Here is an 18,557-nt window from a genome sequence, read left to right as displayed (position 1 = left end):
TACGCGCCCCATTTCGTTGCCCGACTGTCCGAGAACACCCCATGCAGCTTTCTTCGCTCACTGCGGTTTCCCCTGTTGACGGCCGCTACGCCGGCAAAACCCAGGCCCTGCGCCCAATTTTCAGCGAGTACGGCCTGATCCGTGCCCGCGTTCTGGTTGAAGTGCGCTGGCTCCAGCGCCTGGCCGCTCACCCTGCCATCAGTGAAGTGCCGGCGTTCTCCGCCGAAGCCAACGCTGTGCTCAACACCCTGGCGGAAAACTTCTCTCTGGAGCACGCCGAGCGCGTCAAAGAGATCGAGCGCACCACCAACCACGACGTCAAGGCCATCGAGTACCTGCTCAAAGAGCAAGCGGCCAAGCTGCCGGAGCTGGCCAAGGTCAGTGAATTCATCCACTTTGCCTGCACCAGCGAGGACATCAACAACCTGTCCCACGCCCTGATGCTGCGCGAAGGCCGTGATGACGTGATGCTGCCGCTGATGCGCCAGACTGCCAACGCCATCCGCGAACTGGCCATCCGTTTCGCCGACGTGCCGATGCTGTCGCGCACCCACGGTCAGCCGGCCTCGCCGACCACCCTGGGCAAAGAGCTGGCGAACGTGGTTTACCGCCTGGAGCGCCAGATCGCTCAAGTCGCTGCCGTTCCGCTGCTGGGTAAGATCAACGGCGCTGTCGGCAACTACAACGCCCACCTGTCGGCCTACCCTGAGATCGACTGGGAAGCCAACGCCCGCGCCTTCATCGAAGACGAGCTGGGCCTGGGCTTCAACCCGTACACCACGCAGATCGAACCGCACGACTACATTGCCGAGCTGTTCGACGCGATTGCCCGCTTCAACACCATCCTGATCGACTTCGACCGCGACATCTGGGGCTACATCTCCCTGGGTTATTTCAAACAGCGCACCATCGCTGGCGAAATCGGTTCGTCGACCATGCCGCACAAGGTCAACCCGATCGACTTCGAAAACTCCGAAGGCAACCTGGGTATCGCCAACGCACTGTTCCAGCACCTGGCGAGCAAACTGCCGATCTCCCGCTGGCAGCGCGACCTGACCGACTCCACCGTACTGCGCAACCTCGGTGTCGGCTTCGCCCACAGCGTGATCGCGTACGAAGCCAGCCTCAAGGGCATCAGCAAGCTTGAGCTCAACGAGCAGAAGATTGCCGCTGACCTGGACGCCTGCTGGGAAGTATTGGCCGAGCCGATCCAGACCGTGATGCGTCGCTACAACATCGAAAACCCGTACGAAAAGCTGAAAGAACTGACCCGCGGCAAGGGCATCAGCCCGGAAGCGCTGCAGACTTTCATCGACGGCCTGGACATGCCAGCCGCCGCCAAGGCCGAGCTGAAATTGCTCACCCCGGCGAACTACATCGGCAACGCTGTAGAACAAGCCAAACGCATCTGATCGACCGCTAGACCCTTTATAAGACGCCCGGCCGCGCCGGGCGTTTTTATTCCCGTCTGAAAAGTGCATTTTTTCAATAGGTTACACATGAATCCTGATATTCCTCTTCAACTTCTGGGCGGCATCACGGCACGGGAATTCCTGCGCGACTACTGGCAGAAAAAGCCGCTGCTGATCCGTCAGGCCATTCCTGATTTCGAAAGCCCGATCGACGCCGACGAACTGGCCGGCCTGGCGCTGGAAGAAGAAGTCGAATCGCGACTGATCATCGAGAATGGCGAGCGCCCGTGGGAACTGCGTCGCGGCCCGTTCGCCGAAGATGAATTCAGCAAGCTGCCTGAAACTGACTGGACCCTGCTGGTTCAAGCCGTGGATCAGTTCGTCCCGGAAGTCAGCGAACTGCTGGAAAACTTCCGCTTTCTGCCGAGCTGGCGCATCGACGACGTGATGATCAGCTACGCCGCACCGGGTGGCAGCGTTGGTCCGCACTTCGACAACTACGACGTGTTCCTGCTGCAAGGCCACGGCAAGCGCAACTGGAAGATCGGCCAGATGTGCAACACCGAGAGCCCGATGCTGGCCCACGCCGACCTGCGCATCCTCTCCGAATTCGAAGCCACCGATGAATGGGTGCTGGAACCGGGCGACATGCTCTACCTGCCACCGCGCCTGGCCCATTGCGGCGTTGCCGTTGATGAATGCATGACCTACTCGGTCGGCTTCCGCGCACCGAGCGCCGCTGAAGTGCTGACCCACTTCACCGACTTCCTCAGCCAGTTCCTGTCGGACGAAGAACGCTACACCGACGCCGACGCCTTGCCGGCCGCCGACCCTCACCAGATCCAGCGCGACGCACTCGACCGCCTCAAAGGCCTGCTGGCCGAGCACATGAGCGACGAGCGCCTGCTGCTGACCTGGTTCGGCCAGTTCATGACCGAGCCACGCTACCCGGAACTGGTGGTGGGCCCGGAAGACGTCGAAGAAGAGGACTTCATGTCCGCCCTGGAACAAGGCGCGATCCTGATTCGCAACCCGAGCGCACGCCTGGCGTGGTCTGAAGTCGATGACGACCTGCTGCTGTTCGCCAGCGGCCAGAGCCGTTACCTGCCGGGCAAACTCCGCGAATTGTTGAAGATGATCTGCGCCGCCGACGCGCTGCACGCCGACAACCTTGGCGACTGGCTGAGCGACGAAGACGGTCGCGGGCTGCTGTGCGAACTGGTCAAGCAAGGAAGCCTGGGGTTTGCCGATGAATAAGATTCACGTACGTGTCGCAGACTGGCAGAAGGACAACGCCGAGATCCGGCGCATTCGTGAGACGGTGTTCGTCGCCGAGCAATCCGTTCCGCCCGAGCTGGAATGGGATGCCGACGATGTAACGGCCGTGCATTTCCTCGCCCTCGAAGGCGACTTTCCGATTGGCACCGCCCGCCTGCTGCCTGACGGTCACGTCGGCCGGGTATCGGTACTCAAGGACTGGCGCGGCCTGAAAGTCGGCGATGCGCTGATGCACGCAGTGATTGGTGAAGCCGAAGAACGCGGGCTGAAGCAGCAGATGCTCAGCGCCCAGGTACAAGCCACGGCGTTCTATGAGCGGCTGGGCTTTCACATGGTCAGTGAGGAGTTCCTGGAAGCCGGGATTCCGCACGTGGACATGGTTCGCCATTCGGCATAAGGCCCAGGTGCCGCCATCGCGAGCAAGCTCGCTCCCACATTGGATTTGTGAGTTGCTGAAGATTTCAGCAACACCATCGATCCCTGTGGGAGCGAGCTTGCTCGCGATGAGGCCCGACGAAACACCACAAAACGCCCCGCCATCTCCAGATACCGGGGCGTTTTGCTGTCTACGATTCAACTTACCCCACCCCGGGCCGACAAACTGTAGGAGCGAGCCTGCTCGCGATGGTCTTGAGAACGCCGCGGGGTGTCAGACCTCCAGCATTATCGTTCACGCCCATCGCGAGCAAGCTCGCTCCCACAAACCCCGGGCCGACAAAGTGGCAATATCAAGCCTTTAGAACGCGGAGATAACGGACATGTCCCTACGCACCCTGCTCACCACCCTACTGCTCGGCTGCAGTTTTTCGGTGCTGGCTGCCACAGAAATCATCCCCCTCAAATACCACACCAGTGCCGACCTGCTGCCGGTGGCGCAGGATTTCGTCGGCAAGGACGGACAGGTCAGCGCCTACGGTAATCAATTGATCGTCAACGCGGATCAACGCAAGATCGACGAACTTAAAGCCCTTCTCTCCCAACTCGACACCGCACCCAAGCGCCTGCTGATCACCGTCGATACCAGCGACAACAACTTCCAGGGTGACCAGGGTTATTCGGTGAACGGCGCCAAGCCAAGCCAGACCCGCATCATCAACTACACCACCGACAGTCGTGACGGCGGCATTCAGCAGGTGCAGGCCAGCGAAGGCACACCGGCGCTGATCCAGGTCGGCCAGAGCGTGCCGCTGACCAGTTCGCAGACCGATTCCTACGGCGACCTGCGCAGCCAGACCGAATACCGCAACGTCACTCAGGGCTTCTACGTCACCGCAAACGTCACCGGCGACATCGTTCATCTGTCGATCAGTACCAACCGTGACCGCATGAGCCAGGAACGTCCCGATGTAGTGAACGTACAAAGCACCGACACAACCGTCACCGGCCACCTCGGTGAGTGGATCCTGCTGGCCGGGGTCAACGGCCAGACCCAGGCCGACAAACAGGGCCTGACCCGCAGCTACTCGACCCAGAGCCGCAACGACATGACTTTGCGGGTGAAAGTCGACACCTTGGACTAAAGCACCAAAAACTGACTGACGAGTCGTATTAGACCAAAGATGTAGTGCCTAAAAAAAAGCACTACAAAACGTTTGACGAGCCAAAAAAGCGAAGGCATGATGGCCTCGCTCCCGCTAATCAGAGGCCCTGGCAAGGGCCTTCGAGGCGATGTTCGCACCTACCCCGCGAACCGCTTCGTGTCTGTACCGCCCACAAGGTGTGTTTGACGAGGTTGTCGACTGGAACGAAGTTGTCCCGAGGGACGGAAGCGTAATAGGTAACCCGGCACCACACTGATGTTCGCACCAAGGCCCACGACGCCCGAATGCGCCCGCAGTTCGCCTTTACCTGCTCACTTCCCCTCGAGCCGATCGTTCATCCCGTCGCCCTCCCCGCCGAATCCGACTTGACCGCTTAAGCTTCTGGTCAGCGAGCGCAGGAATTTTCCACCGCAGAACAACTTTTCATAAAGACGCGACGAGGTTTATCTCCCATGGCACTGACACGCGAACAGCAAATTGCAGCCCTCGAAAAAGACTGGGCTGAAAACCCGCGCTGGAAAGGCGTGACACGCACTTACTCCGCTGCTGACGTCGTCCGCCTGCGTGGCTCGGTTCAACCTGAGCACACCTTTGCAAAAATGGGCGCCGAGAAGCTGTGGAACCTGGTGACCCAGGGTGCCAAGCCAGCCTTCCGTCCTGAGAAAGATTTCGTCAACTGCATGGGCGCCCTGACCGGCGGCCAGGCTGTACAACAAGTCAAGGCCGGCATCCAGGCGATCTACCTGTCTGGCTGGCAAGTGGCTGCGGACAACAACTCCGCCGAATCGATGTACCCGGACCAGTCGCTGTACCCGGTGGACTCGGTTCCAACCGTGGTCAAGCGCATCAACAACTCGTTCCGTCGTGCCGACCAGATCCAGTGGAAAGCCGGCAAGAACCCGGGCGACGACGGCTACATCGACTACTTCGCGCCAATCGTGGCTGACGCCGAAGCCGGTTTCGGTGGCGTACTGAACGCTTACGAGCTGATGAAGAGCATGATCGAAGCAGGCGCCGCCGGCGTTCACTTCGAAGACCAGCTGGCTTCCGTGAAAAAATGCGGCCACATGGGCGGCAAGGTACTGGTTCCTACCCAGGAAGCCGTACAGAAGCTGACCGCTGCCCGCCTGGCTGCTGACGTTGCCGGTACTCCGACCATCATCCTGGCCCGTACCGACGCTAACGCCGCTGACCTGCTGACGTCCGACTGCGACCCGTACGACCAGCCATTCGTGACTGGCGAACGCACCCAGGAAGGTTTCTACAAAGTGCGCGCCGGCCTGGACCAAGCCATCGCCCGTGGCCTGGCCTACGCTCCGTACGCCGACCTGATCTGGTGCGAAACCGCCAAGCCGGATCTGGACGAGGCTCGTCGCTTCGCTGAAGCGATCAAGAAGGAATACCCGGACCAACTGCTGTCGTACAACTGCTCGCCTTCCTTCAACTGGAAGAAAAACCTGGACGACGCGACCATCGCCAAGTTCCAGCGCGAACTGTCCGCCATGGGTTACAAGCACCAGTTCATCACCCTGGCCGGCATTCACAACATGTGGCACAGCATGTTCAACCTGGCGCACGACTACGCCCGCAACGACATGACTGCCTACGTGAAGCTGCAAGAGCAGGAATTCGCTGACGCTTCCAAGGGTTACACCTTCGTGGCGCACCAGCAGGAAGTGGGCACCGGCTACTTCGACGACATGACCACCGTGATCCAGGGTGGCTCGTCCTCGGTAACCGCACTGACCGGTTCGACTGAAGAAGAACAGTTCCACTGATCTGCTTCGCCTGAGACATCAGCCGCTGCGGACCGAATAGAAAGCTAACCGCAGCGCTGCACCTCTGACGCCCCGACTGGTTCGGGGCGTTTTTTTGCCTGCGATTCAATGAGCGCCCCTCTGTAGGAGCGAGCCTGCTCGCGATGAACCTGAGGACGCCGCTGGGTTTCAGGCCCCCAGCGTCATCGTTGACCACCATCGCGAGCAGGCTCGCTCCTACAGGGGATGGTGGTGACCTGGAAAAACATTGATCCAGAGCGCTACGACCGTCAGAAAAATCCGCTAAAACGCTCTCCGCCGCTACTTGCTGTAACGCCCATATAAGACAACTTCCGGAGTATCCGAAGGATAAGCAGTTTAAAAACCAAGCCAAACAATATTGATTATCATTTAGCGCCAACTATGTTCGTTACATTCCCTACAAAACATAATTGACGAAATGCCGGCTAATGCCCAAGGCGCAAGGCCTGCGGGGCTTTTGAAGCGCGCTATGTCCTTATTCCTATAAATAATTTCGCTATAGGAATTTTACTTGCCGGGTGTTTAGCCATAAAATCAGCGGGATTGATTGCTGCGACATATCGTCACTGCTTTTGTTTCTTTTCAAGCTCAGAGACCTTTGCTCTCTGTTAAGGATTACCAGCATGCCCGAAGCGACAGGACTCATGGCCCACAACTGGGGCTTTGCCATTTTCCTTCTAGGCGTCGTCGGCCTCTGTGCCTTCATGCTGGGCGTCTCCAGCCTCCTTGGGTCAAAAGCCTGGGGCCGCAGCAAAAACGAACCGTTCGAGTCCGGCATGCTACCTACAGGTGGCGCCCGCTTGCGGCTCTCAGCCAAATTCTATCTGGTCGCGATGTTGTTCGTGATCTTCGATATCGAAGCCCTCTTTCTCTTTGCATGGTCTGTGTCCGTCCGCGAAAGCGGCTGGACCGGATTCGTCGAAGCTCTCGTTTTCATAGCAATTCTGTTGGCAGGCCTTGTCTACCTATTCCGAGTGGGCGCCCTTGACTGGGCTCCGGAAGCTCGGCGCAAGCGGCAAGCGAAGCTGAAACAATGAGGCTTTGGCAATGCAATACAATCTCACCAGGATCGACCCCGATGCTCCTAACGAGCAGTATCCGATTGGCCAGCGGGAAACCGTTTCCGATCCGTTAGAAGATCAAGTCCACAAAAACATTTTCATGGGCAAGCTCGAAGACGTGCTTAACGGCACGATCAACTGGGGGCGCAAGAACTCCCTGTGGCCGTATAACTTCGGTCTTTCGTGCTGCTACGTGGAAATGACCACCGCCTTCACGGCGCCCCACGACATCGCGCGCTTTGGCGCCGAGGTTATCCGGGCATCACCGCGTCAGGCGGATTTCATGGTTATCGCCGGTACCTGCTTCATCAAGATGGCGCCGATCATTCAGCGTCTCTACGAGCAAATGCTCGAGCCTAAATGGGTCATCTCCATGGGTTCGTGCGCCAACTCCGGTGGCATGTACGACATCTACTCCGTCGTTCAAGGGGTGGACAAGTTCCTGCCCGTGGACGTCTACGTGCCTGGCTGCCCGCCCCGCCCTGAGGCTTTCCTGCAAGGCTTGATGCTGTTGCAGGAGTCGATTGGACAGGAGCGTCGCCCGCTTTCCTGGGTCGTTGGTGATCAAGGCGTCTATCGCGCCGAGATGCCTTCCGAGAAGGAAAAGCGCCGCGAACAGCGAATCGCAGTCACCAACCTGCGCAGCCCCGACGAAGTCTGATCCAGATCTGCTTCTTAAATAGAACGAGAACCTGGCTTCATTCTTTACGTTGACCGAAAGCGATAAATAACCATGACTACAGGCAGTGCTCTGTACATCCCGCCTTACAAGGCAGACGACCAGGATGTGGTCGTCGAACTGAACAACCGTTTTGGCCCGGAGGCGTTCACCGCCCAGCCGACCCGCACCGGCATGCCGGTGCTTTGGGTTGCCCGCGCCAAACTCGTCGAAGTCCTGACCTTCCTGCGTAACCTGCCCAAGCCGTACGTCATGCTCTATGACCTGCACGGCGTGGACGAACGTCTGCGCACCAAGCGTCAAGGGCTGCCGAACGGCGTCGACTTCTCCGTGTTCTATCACTTGATGTCGATCGAACGTAATAGTGACGTAATGATCAAGGTTGCCTTGTCCGAGGGCGACCTCAGCTTGCCGACCGTCACCAGCATCTGGCCGAACGCCAACTGGTACGAGCGTGAAGTCTGGGACATGTTCGGCATCGACTTCAAAGGTCACCCTCACCTGTCGCGCATCATGATGCCGCCGACCTGGGAAGGTCACCCGCTGCGCAAGGACTTTCCGGCCCGTGCCACCGAGTTCGACCCGTTCACCCTGAACCTGGCCAAGCAACAGCTCGAGGAAGAGTCCGCGCGCTTCAAGCCGGAAGACTGGGGCATGAAGCGTTCCGGCCCGAACGAGGACTACATGTTCCTCAACCTCGGCCCGAACCACCCGTCCGCGCACGGTGCGTTCCGCATCATCCTGCAGCTGGACGGTGAAGAGATCGTAGACTGCGTACCGGACGTCGGTTACCACCACCGTGGTGCCGAGAAGATGGCCGAGCGTCAGTCCTGGCACAGCTTCATCCCGTACACCGACCGTATCGACTACCTCGGCGGCGTGATGAACAACCTGCCGTACGTGCTTTCGGTCGAGAAGCTGGCCGGCATCAAGGTGCCGGAGAAGGTCGACGTCATCCGCATCATGATGGCCGAGTTCTTCCGGATCACCAGCCACCTGCTGTTCCTGGGTACCTACATCCAGGACGTCGGCGCCATGACCCCGGTGTTCTTCACGTTCACCGACCGTCAGCGCGCCTACACCGTGATCGAAGCCATCACCGGTTTCCGCCTGCACCCGGCCTGGTACCGCATCGGTGGCGTCGCCCACGACCTGCCGCGTGGTTGGGAAAAACTGGTCAAGGATTTCGTCGAGTGGATGCCAAAGCGTCTGGACGAATACCAGAAAGCCGCATTGGACAACAGCATCCTGCGTGGCCGCACCATCGGTGTCGCCGACTACAACACCAAAGAGGCCCTGGAATGGGGCGTCACCGGTGCCGGCCTGCGTTCGACCGGTTGCGATTTCGACTTGCGTAAAGCACGCCCGTACTCGGGCTACGAGAACTTCGAATTCGAAGTGCCGCTGGCCGCCAATGGCGATGCCTACGACCGCTGCATCGTGCGTGTCGAGGAGATGCGCCAGAGCATCAGGATCATCGACCAGTGCCTGCGCAACATGCCGGAAGGCCCGTACAAGGCGGATCACCCGCTGACCACGCCGCCGCCGAAAGAGCGCACCCTGCAGCACATCGAAACCTTGATCACGCACTTCCTGCAGGTTTCGTGGGGTCCGGTCATGCCGGCCAACGAATCCTTCCAGATGATCGAAGCGACCAAGGGCATCAACAGTTATTACCTGACGAGCGATGGCGGCACCATGAGCTACCGCACCCGGATTCGTACCCCAAGCTTCCCGCACTTGCAGCAGATCCCTTCGGTGATCAAAGGCAGCATGGTCGCGGACTTGATTGCGTACCTGGGTAGTATCGATTTCGTTATGGCCGACGTGGACCGCTAAGCATGAACAGCACGCTTATCCAGACAGACCGTTTCACGTTGAGTGAAACCGAGCGCTCGGCCATCGAGCACGAGCTGCATCACTACGAAGACCCGCGCGCGGCGTCGATCGAAGCCCTGAAGATCGTCCAGAAGGAACGTGGCTGGGTGCCGGACGGCGCCCTGTACGCCATCGGCGAGATCCTCGGCATCCCGGCCAGCGACGTTGAAGGCGTGGCGACGTTCTATAGCCAGATCTTCCGTCAGCCAGTGGGCCGTCACATCATCCGCGTCTGCGACAGCATGGTCTGCTACATCGGCGGCCACGAGTCCGTGGTCAGCGAAATCCAGAGCAAGCTCGGCATCGGCCTGGGTCAGACCACCGCCGACGGTCGTTTCACCCTGCTGCCGGTCTGCTGCCTCGGCAACTGCGACAAGGCGCCGGCGTTGATGATCGACGACGACACGTTCGGTGATGTGCAGCCTGCAGGCGTTGCCAAATTGCTCGAGGGCTACGTATGACCCTGACTTCCTTCGGTCCGGCCAACCGCATCAAGCGTTCGGCCGAGACTCACCCGCTGACCTGGCGTCTGCGTGACGACGGCGAAGCCGTATGGCTCGACGAGTACCAGGCCAAGAACGGTTACGCCGCTGCGCGCAAGGCCTTCGCCGACATGGCCCAGGACGACATCGTCCAGACCGTGAAAGACTCCGGCCTCAAAGGCCGCGGCGGTGCAGGCTTCCCCACTGGCGTGAAGTGGGGCCTGATGCCAAAGGACGAATCCATCAACATCCGCTACCTGCTGTGCAACGCGGATGAAATGGAGCCCAACACCTGGAAAGACCGCATGCTGATGGAGCAACTGCCCCATCTGCTGATCGAAGGCATGCTGATCAGTGCCCGCGCACTGAAAACCTACCGTGGCTACATCTTCCTGCGTGGCGAATACACCACCGCCGCCAAGCACTTGAACCGTGCCGTGGAAGAAGCCAAGGCAGCCGGCCTGCTGGGCAAGAACATCCTGGGTTCGGGTTTTGATTTCGAGCTGTTCGTTCACACCGGCGCCGGGCGTTATATCTGCGGTGAAGAAACCGCACTGATCAACTCCCTCGAAGGCCGTCGCGCCAACCCGCGCTCCAAGCCGCCCTTCCCTGCCGCCGTTGGCGTGTGGGGCAAGCCGACTTGCGTGAATAACGTCGAAACCCTGTGCAACGTGCCGGCGATCATTGCCGACGGCGTGGACTGGTACAAATCGTTGGCTCGCGAAGGCAGCGAAGACATGGGCACCAAGCTCATGGGCTTCTCCGGCAAGGTCAAGAACCCGGGCCTGTGGGAACTGCCGTTCGGCGTCACCGGTCGCGAGCTGTTCGAAGACTACGCCGGCGGCATGCGCGACGGTTACAAGCTCAAGGCCTGGCAGCCTGGCGGCGCCGGTACCGGTTTCCTGTTGCCGGAACACCTGGACGCACAAATGTACGCCGGCGGCATCGCCAAAGTGGGCACCCGCATGGGTACCGGCCTGGCCATGGCGGTGGACGACAGCGTCAACATGGTGTCCCTGCTGCGCAACATGGAGCAGTTCTTCGCCCGCGAATCCTGCGGCTTCTGCACCCCTTGCCGCGATGGCTTGCCATGGAGCGTCAAGCTCCTGATGGCCATCGAGAACGGTGAAGGCCAGCCAGGCGACATCGAGACCCTGCTGGGTCTGGTCGGTTTCCTCGGCCCAGGCAAGACCTTCTGTGCTCACGCACCGGGCGCCGTGGAGCCGTTGGGCAGCGCAATCAAATACTTCCGCCATGAGTTCGAAGCCGGTATCGCGCCAGTCAGCGCCGCCGTCCCGCCTCTGGCAAGGCCGATCGTAGTCGGCGCGTAAACGCTTAAAAAAGCGAAGGGTCCGTGCCCTTCGCTTTTCGTGTGATGACGCCTTTAACGGCTGTGTTGATTCACGCGGATAACAAGATTCCATTAGCCACGCCCGCTGACACCGGGCCAACGAAGAACTTTGAACCATGGCCACTATCCACGTAGACGGCAAAGCGCTCGAAGTCGATGGGGCAGACAACCTGTTACAGGCATGTCTGTCTCTGGGCCTCGATATTCCGTATTTCTGCTGGCACCCTGCCCTCGGCAGCGTTGGCGCTTGCCGCCAGTGCGCGGTCAAGCAGTACACCGACGAGAACGACACCCGTGGTCGTATCGTGATGTCCTGCATGACCCCTGCCACCGACAACACCTGGATCTCCATCGAAGATGAAGAATCCAAGGCCTTCCGCGCCAGTGTTGTCGAATGGCTGATGACCAACCACCCTCACGACTGCCCGGTCTGTGAAGAAGGCGGTCACTGCCACCTGCAAGACATGACGGTAATGACCGGCCACAACGAGCGCCGTTACCGCTTCACCAAGCGTACCCACCAGAACCAGCAACTGGGCCCGTTCATTTCCCATGAAATGAACCGCTGCATCGCCTGCTACCGCTGCGTGCGCTTCTATAAGGACTACGCCGGCGGCACCGATCTCGGTGTGTTTGGCGCCCACGACAACGTGTACTTCGGTCGCGTTGAAGACGGCACCCTGGAAAGCGAGTTCTCCGGCAACCTCACCGAGGTCTGCCCGACCGGTGTGTTCACCGACAAGACTCACTCCGAGCGCTACAACCGCAAGTGGGACATGCAGTTCTCGCCGAGCATCTGCCATGGCTGCTCCAGCGGTTGCAACATCTCCCCGGGCGAGCGTTACGGCGAACTGCGTCGTATCGAAAACCGTTTCAACGGTTCGGTGAACCAGTACTTCCTGTGCGACCGTGGCCGTTTCGGCTATGGCTACGTCAACCGCGAAGACCGCCCACGCCAGCCGCAGTTGGCGGGCGGCACCAAGCTGAGCCTCGACGAAGCGCTGGATAAAGCCGCGGACCTGCTGCGCGGTCGCAACATCGTCGGTATCGGTTCGCCCCGCGCCAGCCTCGAAAGCAACTACGCGTTGCGCGAACTGGTCGGTGCCGAGCACTTCTACTCCGGTATCGAAGCTGCCGAGCTGGAGCGTATCCGCCTGGTCCTGCAAGTGCTCAAAGACAGCCCGCTGCCAGTACCGAACATGCGCGACATCGAAGACCACGACGCCGTGTTCGTCCTCGGTGAAGACCTGACCCAGACTGCTGCGCGCATGGCGCTGTCCCTGCGTCAATCGGTCAAGGGCAAGGCCGAAGACATGGCCGACGCCATGCGTGTCCAGCCTTGGCTCGACGCCGCGGTGAAAAACATCGGCCAGCACGCGCTGAACCCGCTGTTCATCGCCAGCCTGGCTGAAACCAAGCTCGACGACATCGCTGAAGAATGCGTTCACGCTGCTCCAGACGACCTGGCCCGCATCGGTTTCGCCGTGGCTCACGCCCTCGACGCCAGCGCTCCAGCCGTTGAAGGCCTGGATGCTGAAGCACTCGAACTGGCCAAGCGCATTGCCGACGCCCTGCTCGCTGCCAAGCGTCCATTGATCATTGCCGGTACCTCGTTGGGTTCCAAGGCGTTGATCGAAGCTGCTGCGAACATCGCCAAAGCGTTGAAGCTGCGCGAGAAGAACGGTTCCATCAGCCTGATCGTGCCAGAGGCCAACAGCCTCGGCCTGGCCATGCTCGGTGGCGAATCGGTCGACGCCGCGCTGCAAGCCGTGATCGATGGCCGTGCCGACGCCATCGTCGTGCTCGAAAACGATCTGTATACCCGTACCGACAAGGCCAAGGTCGATGCCGCCCTGACCGCCGCCAAAGTGCTGATCGTCGCCGACCATCAGAAGACTGCCACCAGCGATCGCGCGCACCTGGTTCTGCCAGCCGCCAGCTTCGCTGAAGGCGACGGCACCCTGGTCAGCCAGGAAGGCCGCGCCCAGCGCTTCTTCCAGGTCTTCGATCCGAAGTACATGGACGCGAGCATCCTGGTTCACGAAGGCTGGCGCTGGCTGCATGCCCTGCGCGCGACCCTGCTGAACCAGCCGATCGACTGGACCCAACTGGACCACGCCACCGCCGCCGTCGCTTCCAGCACTTCGATCCTGAATCGCATCGTCGATGCCGCACCGTCCGCCGCGTTCCGCATCAAGGGCATGAAACTGGCCCGCGAACCGCTGCGTTACTCCGGTCGTACCGCCATGCGCGCTGACATCAACGTGCACGAACCGCGTGCCCCGCAAGACAACGACACCGCGTTCAACTTCTCGATGGAAGGTTACTCGGGCTCGGTCGAACCGCGTCAGCAAGTGCCATTCGCCTGGTCTCCGGGTTGGAACTCGCCGCAGGCCTGGAACAAGTTCCAGGACGAAGTCGGTGGTCACATCCGCGCTGGCGACCCGGGCACCCGCCTGATCGAAAGCAGCGGTGACTCGCTGAACTGGTTCGCCAGTGTTCCGCGCGCGTTCAACCCGGCACAAGGCACCTGGCAAGTCGTGCCGTTCTTCCACCTGTTCGGCAGCGAAGAGAACTCTTCGAAAGCCGCTCCGGTTCAGGAACGCATCCCGGCCGCCTACGTGTCGCTGGCCAAGTCCGAAGCCGACCGCCTGGGTGTCAATGACGGCGCGATGCTGAGCTTGAATGTCGCTGGTCAGACCTTGCGTCTGCCGCTGCGCATCAACGAAGAGCTGGGCGCCGGTCTGGTGGCACTGCCTGCGGGCATCGCCGGCATTCCGCCAGCGATCTTTGGCAAATCCGTTGACGGTCTGCAGGAGGCAGCTCAATGACCTGGTTCACTCCTGAAGTGATCGACATCATCATCACGGTCCTCAAGGCCGTGGTGATTCTGCTCGCCGTGGTGGTTTGCGGTGCCCTGCTGAGTTGGGTCGAGCGTCGTCTGCTCGCCCTCTGGCAGGACCGTTACGGTCCGAACCGCGTCGGTCCGTTCGGCGCGTTCCAGATCGCCGCCGACATGATCAAGATGTTCTTCAAGGAAGACTGGACGCCTCCATTCGCCGACAAGATGATCTTCACCCTGGCACCGGTAGTCGCCATGAGCGCCCTGCTGATTGCCTTCGCGATCATCCCGATCACCCCGACCTGGGGCGTGGCGGACATCAACATCGGTATCCTGTTCTTCTTCGCCATGGCTGGCCTGTCGGTCTACGCGGTGCTGTTCGCCGGCTGGTCGAGCAACAACAAGTTCGCCCTGCTGGGCAGCTTGCGCGCCTCGGCGCAGACCGTGTCGTACGAAGTGTTCATGGGCCTGTCGCTGATGGGCATCGTGATCCAGGTCGGCTCGTTCAACATGCGCGACATCGTTGAATATCAAGCGCAGAACCTGTGGTTCATCATTCCGCAGATCTTCGGCTTCCTGACCTTCTTCATCGCTGGCGTGGCCGTGACTCACCGTCACCCGTTCGACCAGCCGGAAGCGGAACAGGAACTGGCAGACGGTTACCACATTGAATACGCCGGCATGAAATGGGGCATGTTCTTCGTCGGCGAGTACATCGGCATCGTGCTGATCTCGGCGCTGCTGGTGACCTTGTTCTTCGGTGGCTGGCACGGTCCGTTCGGCATCCTGCCGCAGATCCCGTTCATCTGGTTCGCACTGAAAACCGCGTTCTTCATCATGATGTTCATCCTGTTGCGCGCTTCGATTCCGCGCCCACGGTATGACCAGGTGATGGATTTCAGCTGGAAGTTCTGCCTGCCGCTGACCCTCGTCAACATGCTGGTGACCGCTGCGATCGTGTTGCTCAACACGCCCGCCGTCGCGGCTCAGTGAGGATAGAGAATCATGAAGTACATATTTGACATCGTGCATGGCTTCTTCACCCAGCTTCGCAGCCTGGTGATGATTTTCGGCCACGCCTTCCGCAAGCGCGACACGCTGCAGTACCCGGAAGAACCGGTCTACCTGCCGCCGCGCTACCGTGGTCGTATCGTCCTGACCCGCGACCCCGACGGCGAAGAGCGTTGTGTAGCCTGTAACCTGTGCGCCGTGGCGTGCCCGGTCGGTTGCATCTCGCTGCAGAAAGCTGAAACCGAAGACGGTCGCTGGTACCCGGACTTCTTCCGCATCAACTTCTCGCGCTGCATTTTTTGCGGCCTCTGCGAGGAAGCCTGCCCGACCACCGCGATCCAGCTGACACCGGATTTCGAAATGGCCGAGTTCAAACGTCAGGACCTGGTTTACGAGAAAGAAGATCTGCTGATCTCCGGCCCCGGCAAAAACCCTGATTACAACTTCTATCGTGTTGCAGGTATGGCGATTGCCGGGAAGCCGAAAGGCTCCGCGCAGAACGAAGCCCAGCCGATCAACGTGAAGAGCTTGCTGCCTTAAGGAAGAAAGATGGAATTCGCTTTCTATTTCGCATCGGGTATCGCTGTGGTGTCCACGCTTCGCGTGATCACCAACACCAACCCTGTGCACGCCCTGCTCTACCTGATCATTTCGCTGATTGCCGTGGCGATGACCTTCTTCGCCCTCGGCGCGCCGTTCGCCGGCGTCCTGGAAGTGATCGCCTACGCTGGCGCCATCATGGTGCTGTTCGTGTTCGTGGTGATGATGCTGAACCTTGGCCCGGCCTCGGTTCAGCAAGAGCGCGTCTGGCTCAAGCCCGGTATCTGGGGCGGCCCGGTCCTCCTCGCCGCGCTGCTGCTGGTGGAACTGCTGTACGTGCTGTTCTCCCACCAGACCGGTGAAGCCATCGGCCATACCACCGTAGACGCCAAGGCCGTGGGCATCAGCCTGTTCGGTCCGTACCTGCTGGTGGTCGAACTCGCCTCGATGCTGCTGCTCGCCGCAGCTGTCACGGCGTTCCACTTGGGCCGCAACGAAGCCAAGGAGCAATGACGATGCCTGCTATCCCCATGGAGCATGGTCTGGCGGTCGCCGGCATCCTGTTCTGCCTCGGTCTGGTCGGCCTGATGGTCCGCCGCAACATCCTTTTCGTGCTGATGAGCCTGGAGGTCATGATGAATGCCTCCGCGTTGGCGTTCATCGTTGCCGGTAGCCGCTGGGCGCAGCCGGATGGACAGATCATGTTCATCCTGGTGATCAGCCTGGCAGCCGCCGAGGCCAGTATCGGCCTGGCGATCCTGCTGCAACTGTATCGCCGCTTCCACACGCTCGATATCGACGCTGCCAGTGAGATGCGCGGATGAATCTTCTCTATCTGACTTTCCTGTTCCCTCTCATCGGTTTCCTGCTGCTGGCGTTTTCTCGCGGCCGTCTCTCGGAAAACCTTTCGGCGCTGATCGGCGTCGGTTCCGTCGGCTTGTCCGCCATCGTCGCGGCTTACGTGATCTGGCAATTCAATGTCGCACCACCTGAAGGCGGTCACTACACCCAGGTGTTGTGGCAGTGGATGGCGGTGGAAGGCTTCACGCCGAACTTCGCCCTGTACCTGGACGGCCTGTCGCTGACCATGCTCGGTGTGGTGGTTGGCGTCGGCTTCCTGATCCACCTGTTCGCGTCCTGGTACATGCGCGGTGAAGCCGGTTACTCGCGCTTCTTCGCCTACACCAACCTGTTTATCGCCAGCATGCTGTTCCTGGTGCTGGGCGATAACCTGTTGTTCCTGTACTTCGGCTGGGAAGGCGTGGGCCTGTGCTCCTACCTGTTGATCGGTTTCTACTACAGCAACCGCAACAACGGTAACGCGGCACTCAAGGCCTTTATCGTGACCCGTATCGGTGACGTGTTCATGGCCATCGGCCTGTTCATTCTGTTTGCCCAACTGGGCACGCTGAACGTTCAGGAACTGCTGGTGCTGGCTCCGCAGAAATTCCAGTCCGGCGACTTCTGGATGGTCATGGCCACCCTGATGCTGCTCGGTGGTGCTGTCGGTAAATCCGCGCAACTGCCGCTGCAAACCTGGCTGGCGGATGCGATGGCCGGTCCTACCCCGGTTTCGGCACTGATCCACGCCGCAACCATGGTGACCGCTGGTGTCTACCTGATCGCCCGTACCCACGGCCTGTTCACCCTGGCGCCGGAAATCCTGCACCTGGTCGGCATCGTCGGTGGCGTGACCCTGGTTCTGGCCGGCTTCGCAGCCCTGGTTCAGACCGATATCAAGCGTATCCTCGCCTACTCGACCATGAGCCAGATCGGCTACATGTTCCTGGCCCTGGGCGTCGGTGCCTGGGATGGCGCGATCTTCCACCTGATGACCCACGCCTTCTTCAAGGCCCTGTTGTTCCTTGCCTCCGGTGCGGTGATCGTTGCCTGCCACCACGAGCAGGACATCTTCAAGATGGGCGGTCTGTGGAAAAAGCTGCCACTGGCCTACGCCAGTTTCATCGTCGGCGGCGCGGCCCTGGCGGCCCTGCCACTGGTAACCGCAGGCTTCTACTCCAAGGACGAAATCCTCTGGGAAGCGTTTGCCAGCGGCAACAACGGTCTGCTCTACGCAGGTCTGGTCGGCGCATTCATGACTTCGTTGTACACCTTCCGCCTGATCTTCATCGCGTTCCACGGTGAAGCGAAGACCGAAGCCCACGCCGGTCACGGCATCGCTCACTGGTTGCCACTGTCGGTGCTGATCGTACTGTCGACCTTCGTCGGCGCGATGATCGTTCCACCGCTGCACGGCGTACTGCCGCAAAGCGTCGGCCATGCCGGCGGCGAAGCCAAGCACAGCCTGGAAATCGCCTCGGGCGCCATCGCCCTGGCCGGTATCCTGCTGGCCGCATTGCTGTTCCTCGGCAAGCGTCGCTTCGTCACCGCCATCGCCAACAGCGGCATCGGCCGTTTCCTCTCGGCCTGGTGGTTCGCTGCCTGGGGCTTCGACTGGATCTACGACAAACTGTTCGTCAAGCCGTACCTGGCGATCATCCACATCCTGCGCAAAGACCCGCTGGACCAGACCATCGGTCTGATCCCGCGCATGGCCAAAGGCGGTCACACCGCCCTGAGCCGTACCGAGACCGGTCAACTGCGTTGGTATGCCGCCTCGATGGCTGCTGGTGCCGTGCTGGTTATCGGCGCCGTCGTGCTGGTAGCGGTCTGATATGAACCT

16 protein-coding genes are annotated in these 18,557 nt (G+C 60.4%); all 16 read left to right on the top strand.

Annotated elements, in window-relative coordinates:
* Nucleotides 1-41: 41 nt before the first annotated feature.
* The 16 genes from purB (at nt 42) to nuoL (ending at nt 18,548) form a co-directional block, all read left to right on the top strand.
* The gene (gene purB, locus AC1RP7_RS12965; RefSeq protein WP_007972090.1) at nt 42-1,412 is read left to right on the top strand and encodes an adenylosuccinate lyase; all 1,371 of its coding nucleotides are present in this window, start codon (nt 42-44) and stop codon (nt 1,410-1,412) included.
* A gap of 87 nt (nt 1,413-1,499) precedes the next feature.
* On the top strand, nt 1,500-2,669 hold the full coding sequence (locus AC1RP7_RS12960; RefSeq protein WP_057714162.1) for a ribosomal protein uL16 3-hydroxylase: 1,170 nt from the start codon (nt 1,500-1,502) through the stop codon (nt 2,667-2,669).
* Nucleotides 2,662-3,087, top strand: a complete 426-nt coding sequence (locus tag AC1RP7_RS12955) for a GNAT family N-acetyltransferase (RefSeq protein ID WP_057714161.1) — start codon at nt 2,662-2,664, stop codon at nt 3,085-3,087. Before AC1RP7_RS12960 ends, AC1RP7_RS12955 begins: the two co-directional genes overlap by 8 nt.
* Nucleotides 3,088-3,448: 361 nt before the next feature.
* Nucleotides 3,449-4,210: a secretin N-terminal domain-containing protein gene (locus AC1RP7_RS12950; protein ID WP_150812618.1), complete on the top strand. Its 762-nt coding sequence runs from the start codon at nt 3,449-3,451 to the stop codon at nt 4,208-4,210.
* Nucleotides 4,211-4,683: 473 nt separating this feature from the next.
* Nucleotides 4,684-6,009, top strand: coding sequence for an isocitrate lyase (gene aceA, locus AC1RP7_RS12945; protein ID WP_034146910.1), 1,326 nt, complete (start codon nt 4,684-4,686; stop codon nt 6,007-6,009).
* Between the two features lie 644 nt (nt 6,010-6,653).
* Complete coding sequence (locus AC1RP7_RS12940) at nt 6,654-7,067, top strand: NADH-quinone oxidoreductase subunit A (RefSeq protein WP_003223812.1); 414 nt, start codon at nt 6,654-6,656, stop codon at nt 7,065-7,067.
* 10 nt (nt 7,068-7,077) lie between these two features.
* On the top strand, nt 7,078-7,752 hold the full coding sequence (locus AC1RP7_RS12935) for a NuoB/complex I 20 kDa subunit family protein (protein ID WP_046037844.1): 675 nt from the start codon (nt 7,078-7,080) through the stop codon (nt 7,750-7,752).
* Between the two features lie 72 nt (nt 7,753-7,824).
* Nucleotides 7,825-9,609 carry an NADH-quinone oxidoreductase subunit C/D gene (nuoC, locus tag AC1RP7_RS12930; protein WP_057714159.1) on the top strand — a complete coding sequence of 595 codons (1,785 nt, stop codon included), beginning with the start codon at nt 7,825-7,827 and terminating at the stop codon, nt 9,607-9,609.
* Between the two features lie 2 nt (nt 9,610-9,611).
* A complete protein-coding gene (nuoE, locus tag AC1RP7_RS12925; RefSeq protein WP_008020715.1) occupies nt 9,612-10,109 on the top strand; it encodes an NADH-quinone oxidoreductase subunit NuoE in 498 nt (165 codons plus the stop codon).
* Nucleotides 10,106-11,461: an NADH-quinone oxidoreductase subunit NuoF gene (gene nuoF, locus AC1RP7_RS12920; protein WP_057714158.1), complete on the top strand. Its 1,356-nt coding sequence runs from the start codon at nt 10,106-10,108 to the stop codon at nt 11,459-11,461. Before nuoE ends, nuoF begins: the two co-directional genes overlap by 4 nt.
* 136 nt (nt 11,462-11,597) lie before the next feature.
* Nucleotides 11,598-14,312: an NADH-quinone oxidoreductase subunit NuoG gene (nuoG, locus tag AC1RP7_RS12915; protein WP_218496202.1), complete on the top strand. Its 2,715-nt coding sequence runs from the start codon at nt 11,598-11,600 to the stop codon at nt 14,310-14,312.
* Nucleotides 14,309-15,316: an NADH-quinone oxidoreductase subunit NuoH gene (gene nuoH / locus AC1RP7_RS12910; protein WP_090456620.1), complete on the top strand. Its 1,008-nt coding sequence runs from the start codon at nt 14,309-14,311 to the stop codon at nt 15,314-15,316. The genes nuoG and nuoH overlap by 4 nt, the downstream gene beginning before the upstream one ends.
* Nucleotides 15,317-15,328: 12 nt before the next feature.
* Nucleotides 15,329-15,874 carry an NADH-quinone oxidoreductase subunit NuoI gene (gene nuoI, locus AC1RP7_RS12905; RefSeq protein WP_191622226.1) on the top strand — a complete coding sequence of 182 codons (546 nt, stop codon included), beginning with the start codon at nt 15,329-15,331 and terminating at the stop codon, nt 15,872-15,874.
* 9 nt (nt 15,875-15,883) lie between these two features.
* Nucleotides 15,884-16,387, top strand: coding sequence for an NADH-quinone oxidoreductase subunit J (gene nuoJ / locus AC1RP7_RS12900; RefSeq protein ID WP_053161453.1), 504 nt, complete (start codon nt 15,884-15,886; stop codon nt 16,385-16,387).
* Between the two features lie 2 nt (nt 16,388-16,389).
* Nucleotides 16,390-16,698: an NADH-quinone oxidoreductase subunit NuoK gene (gene nuoK / locus AC1RP7_RS12895; protein ID WP_007946416.1), complete on the top strand. Its 309-nt coding sequence runs from the start codon at nt 16,390-16,392 to the stop codon at nt 16,696-16,698.
* A complete protein-coding gene (nuoL, locus tag AC1RP7_RS12890; protein ID WP_090456622.1) occupies nt 16,695-18,548 on the top strand; it encodes an NADH-quinone oxidoreductase subunit L in 1,854 nt (617 codons plus the stop codon). The genes nuoK and nuoL overlap by 4 nt, the downstream gene beginning before the upstream one ends.
* Nucleotides 18,549-18,557: the final 9 nt, after the last annotated feature.

The sequence above is a fragment of the Pseudomonas sp. GW822-FHT01E03 genome, from assembly GCF_058802985.1.
This window is presented reverse-complemented; position numbering and strand designations above follow the sequence as displayed.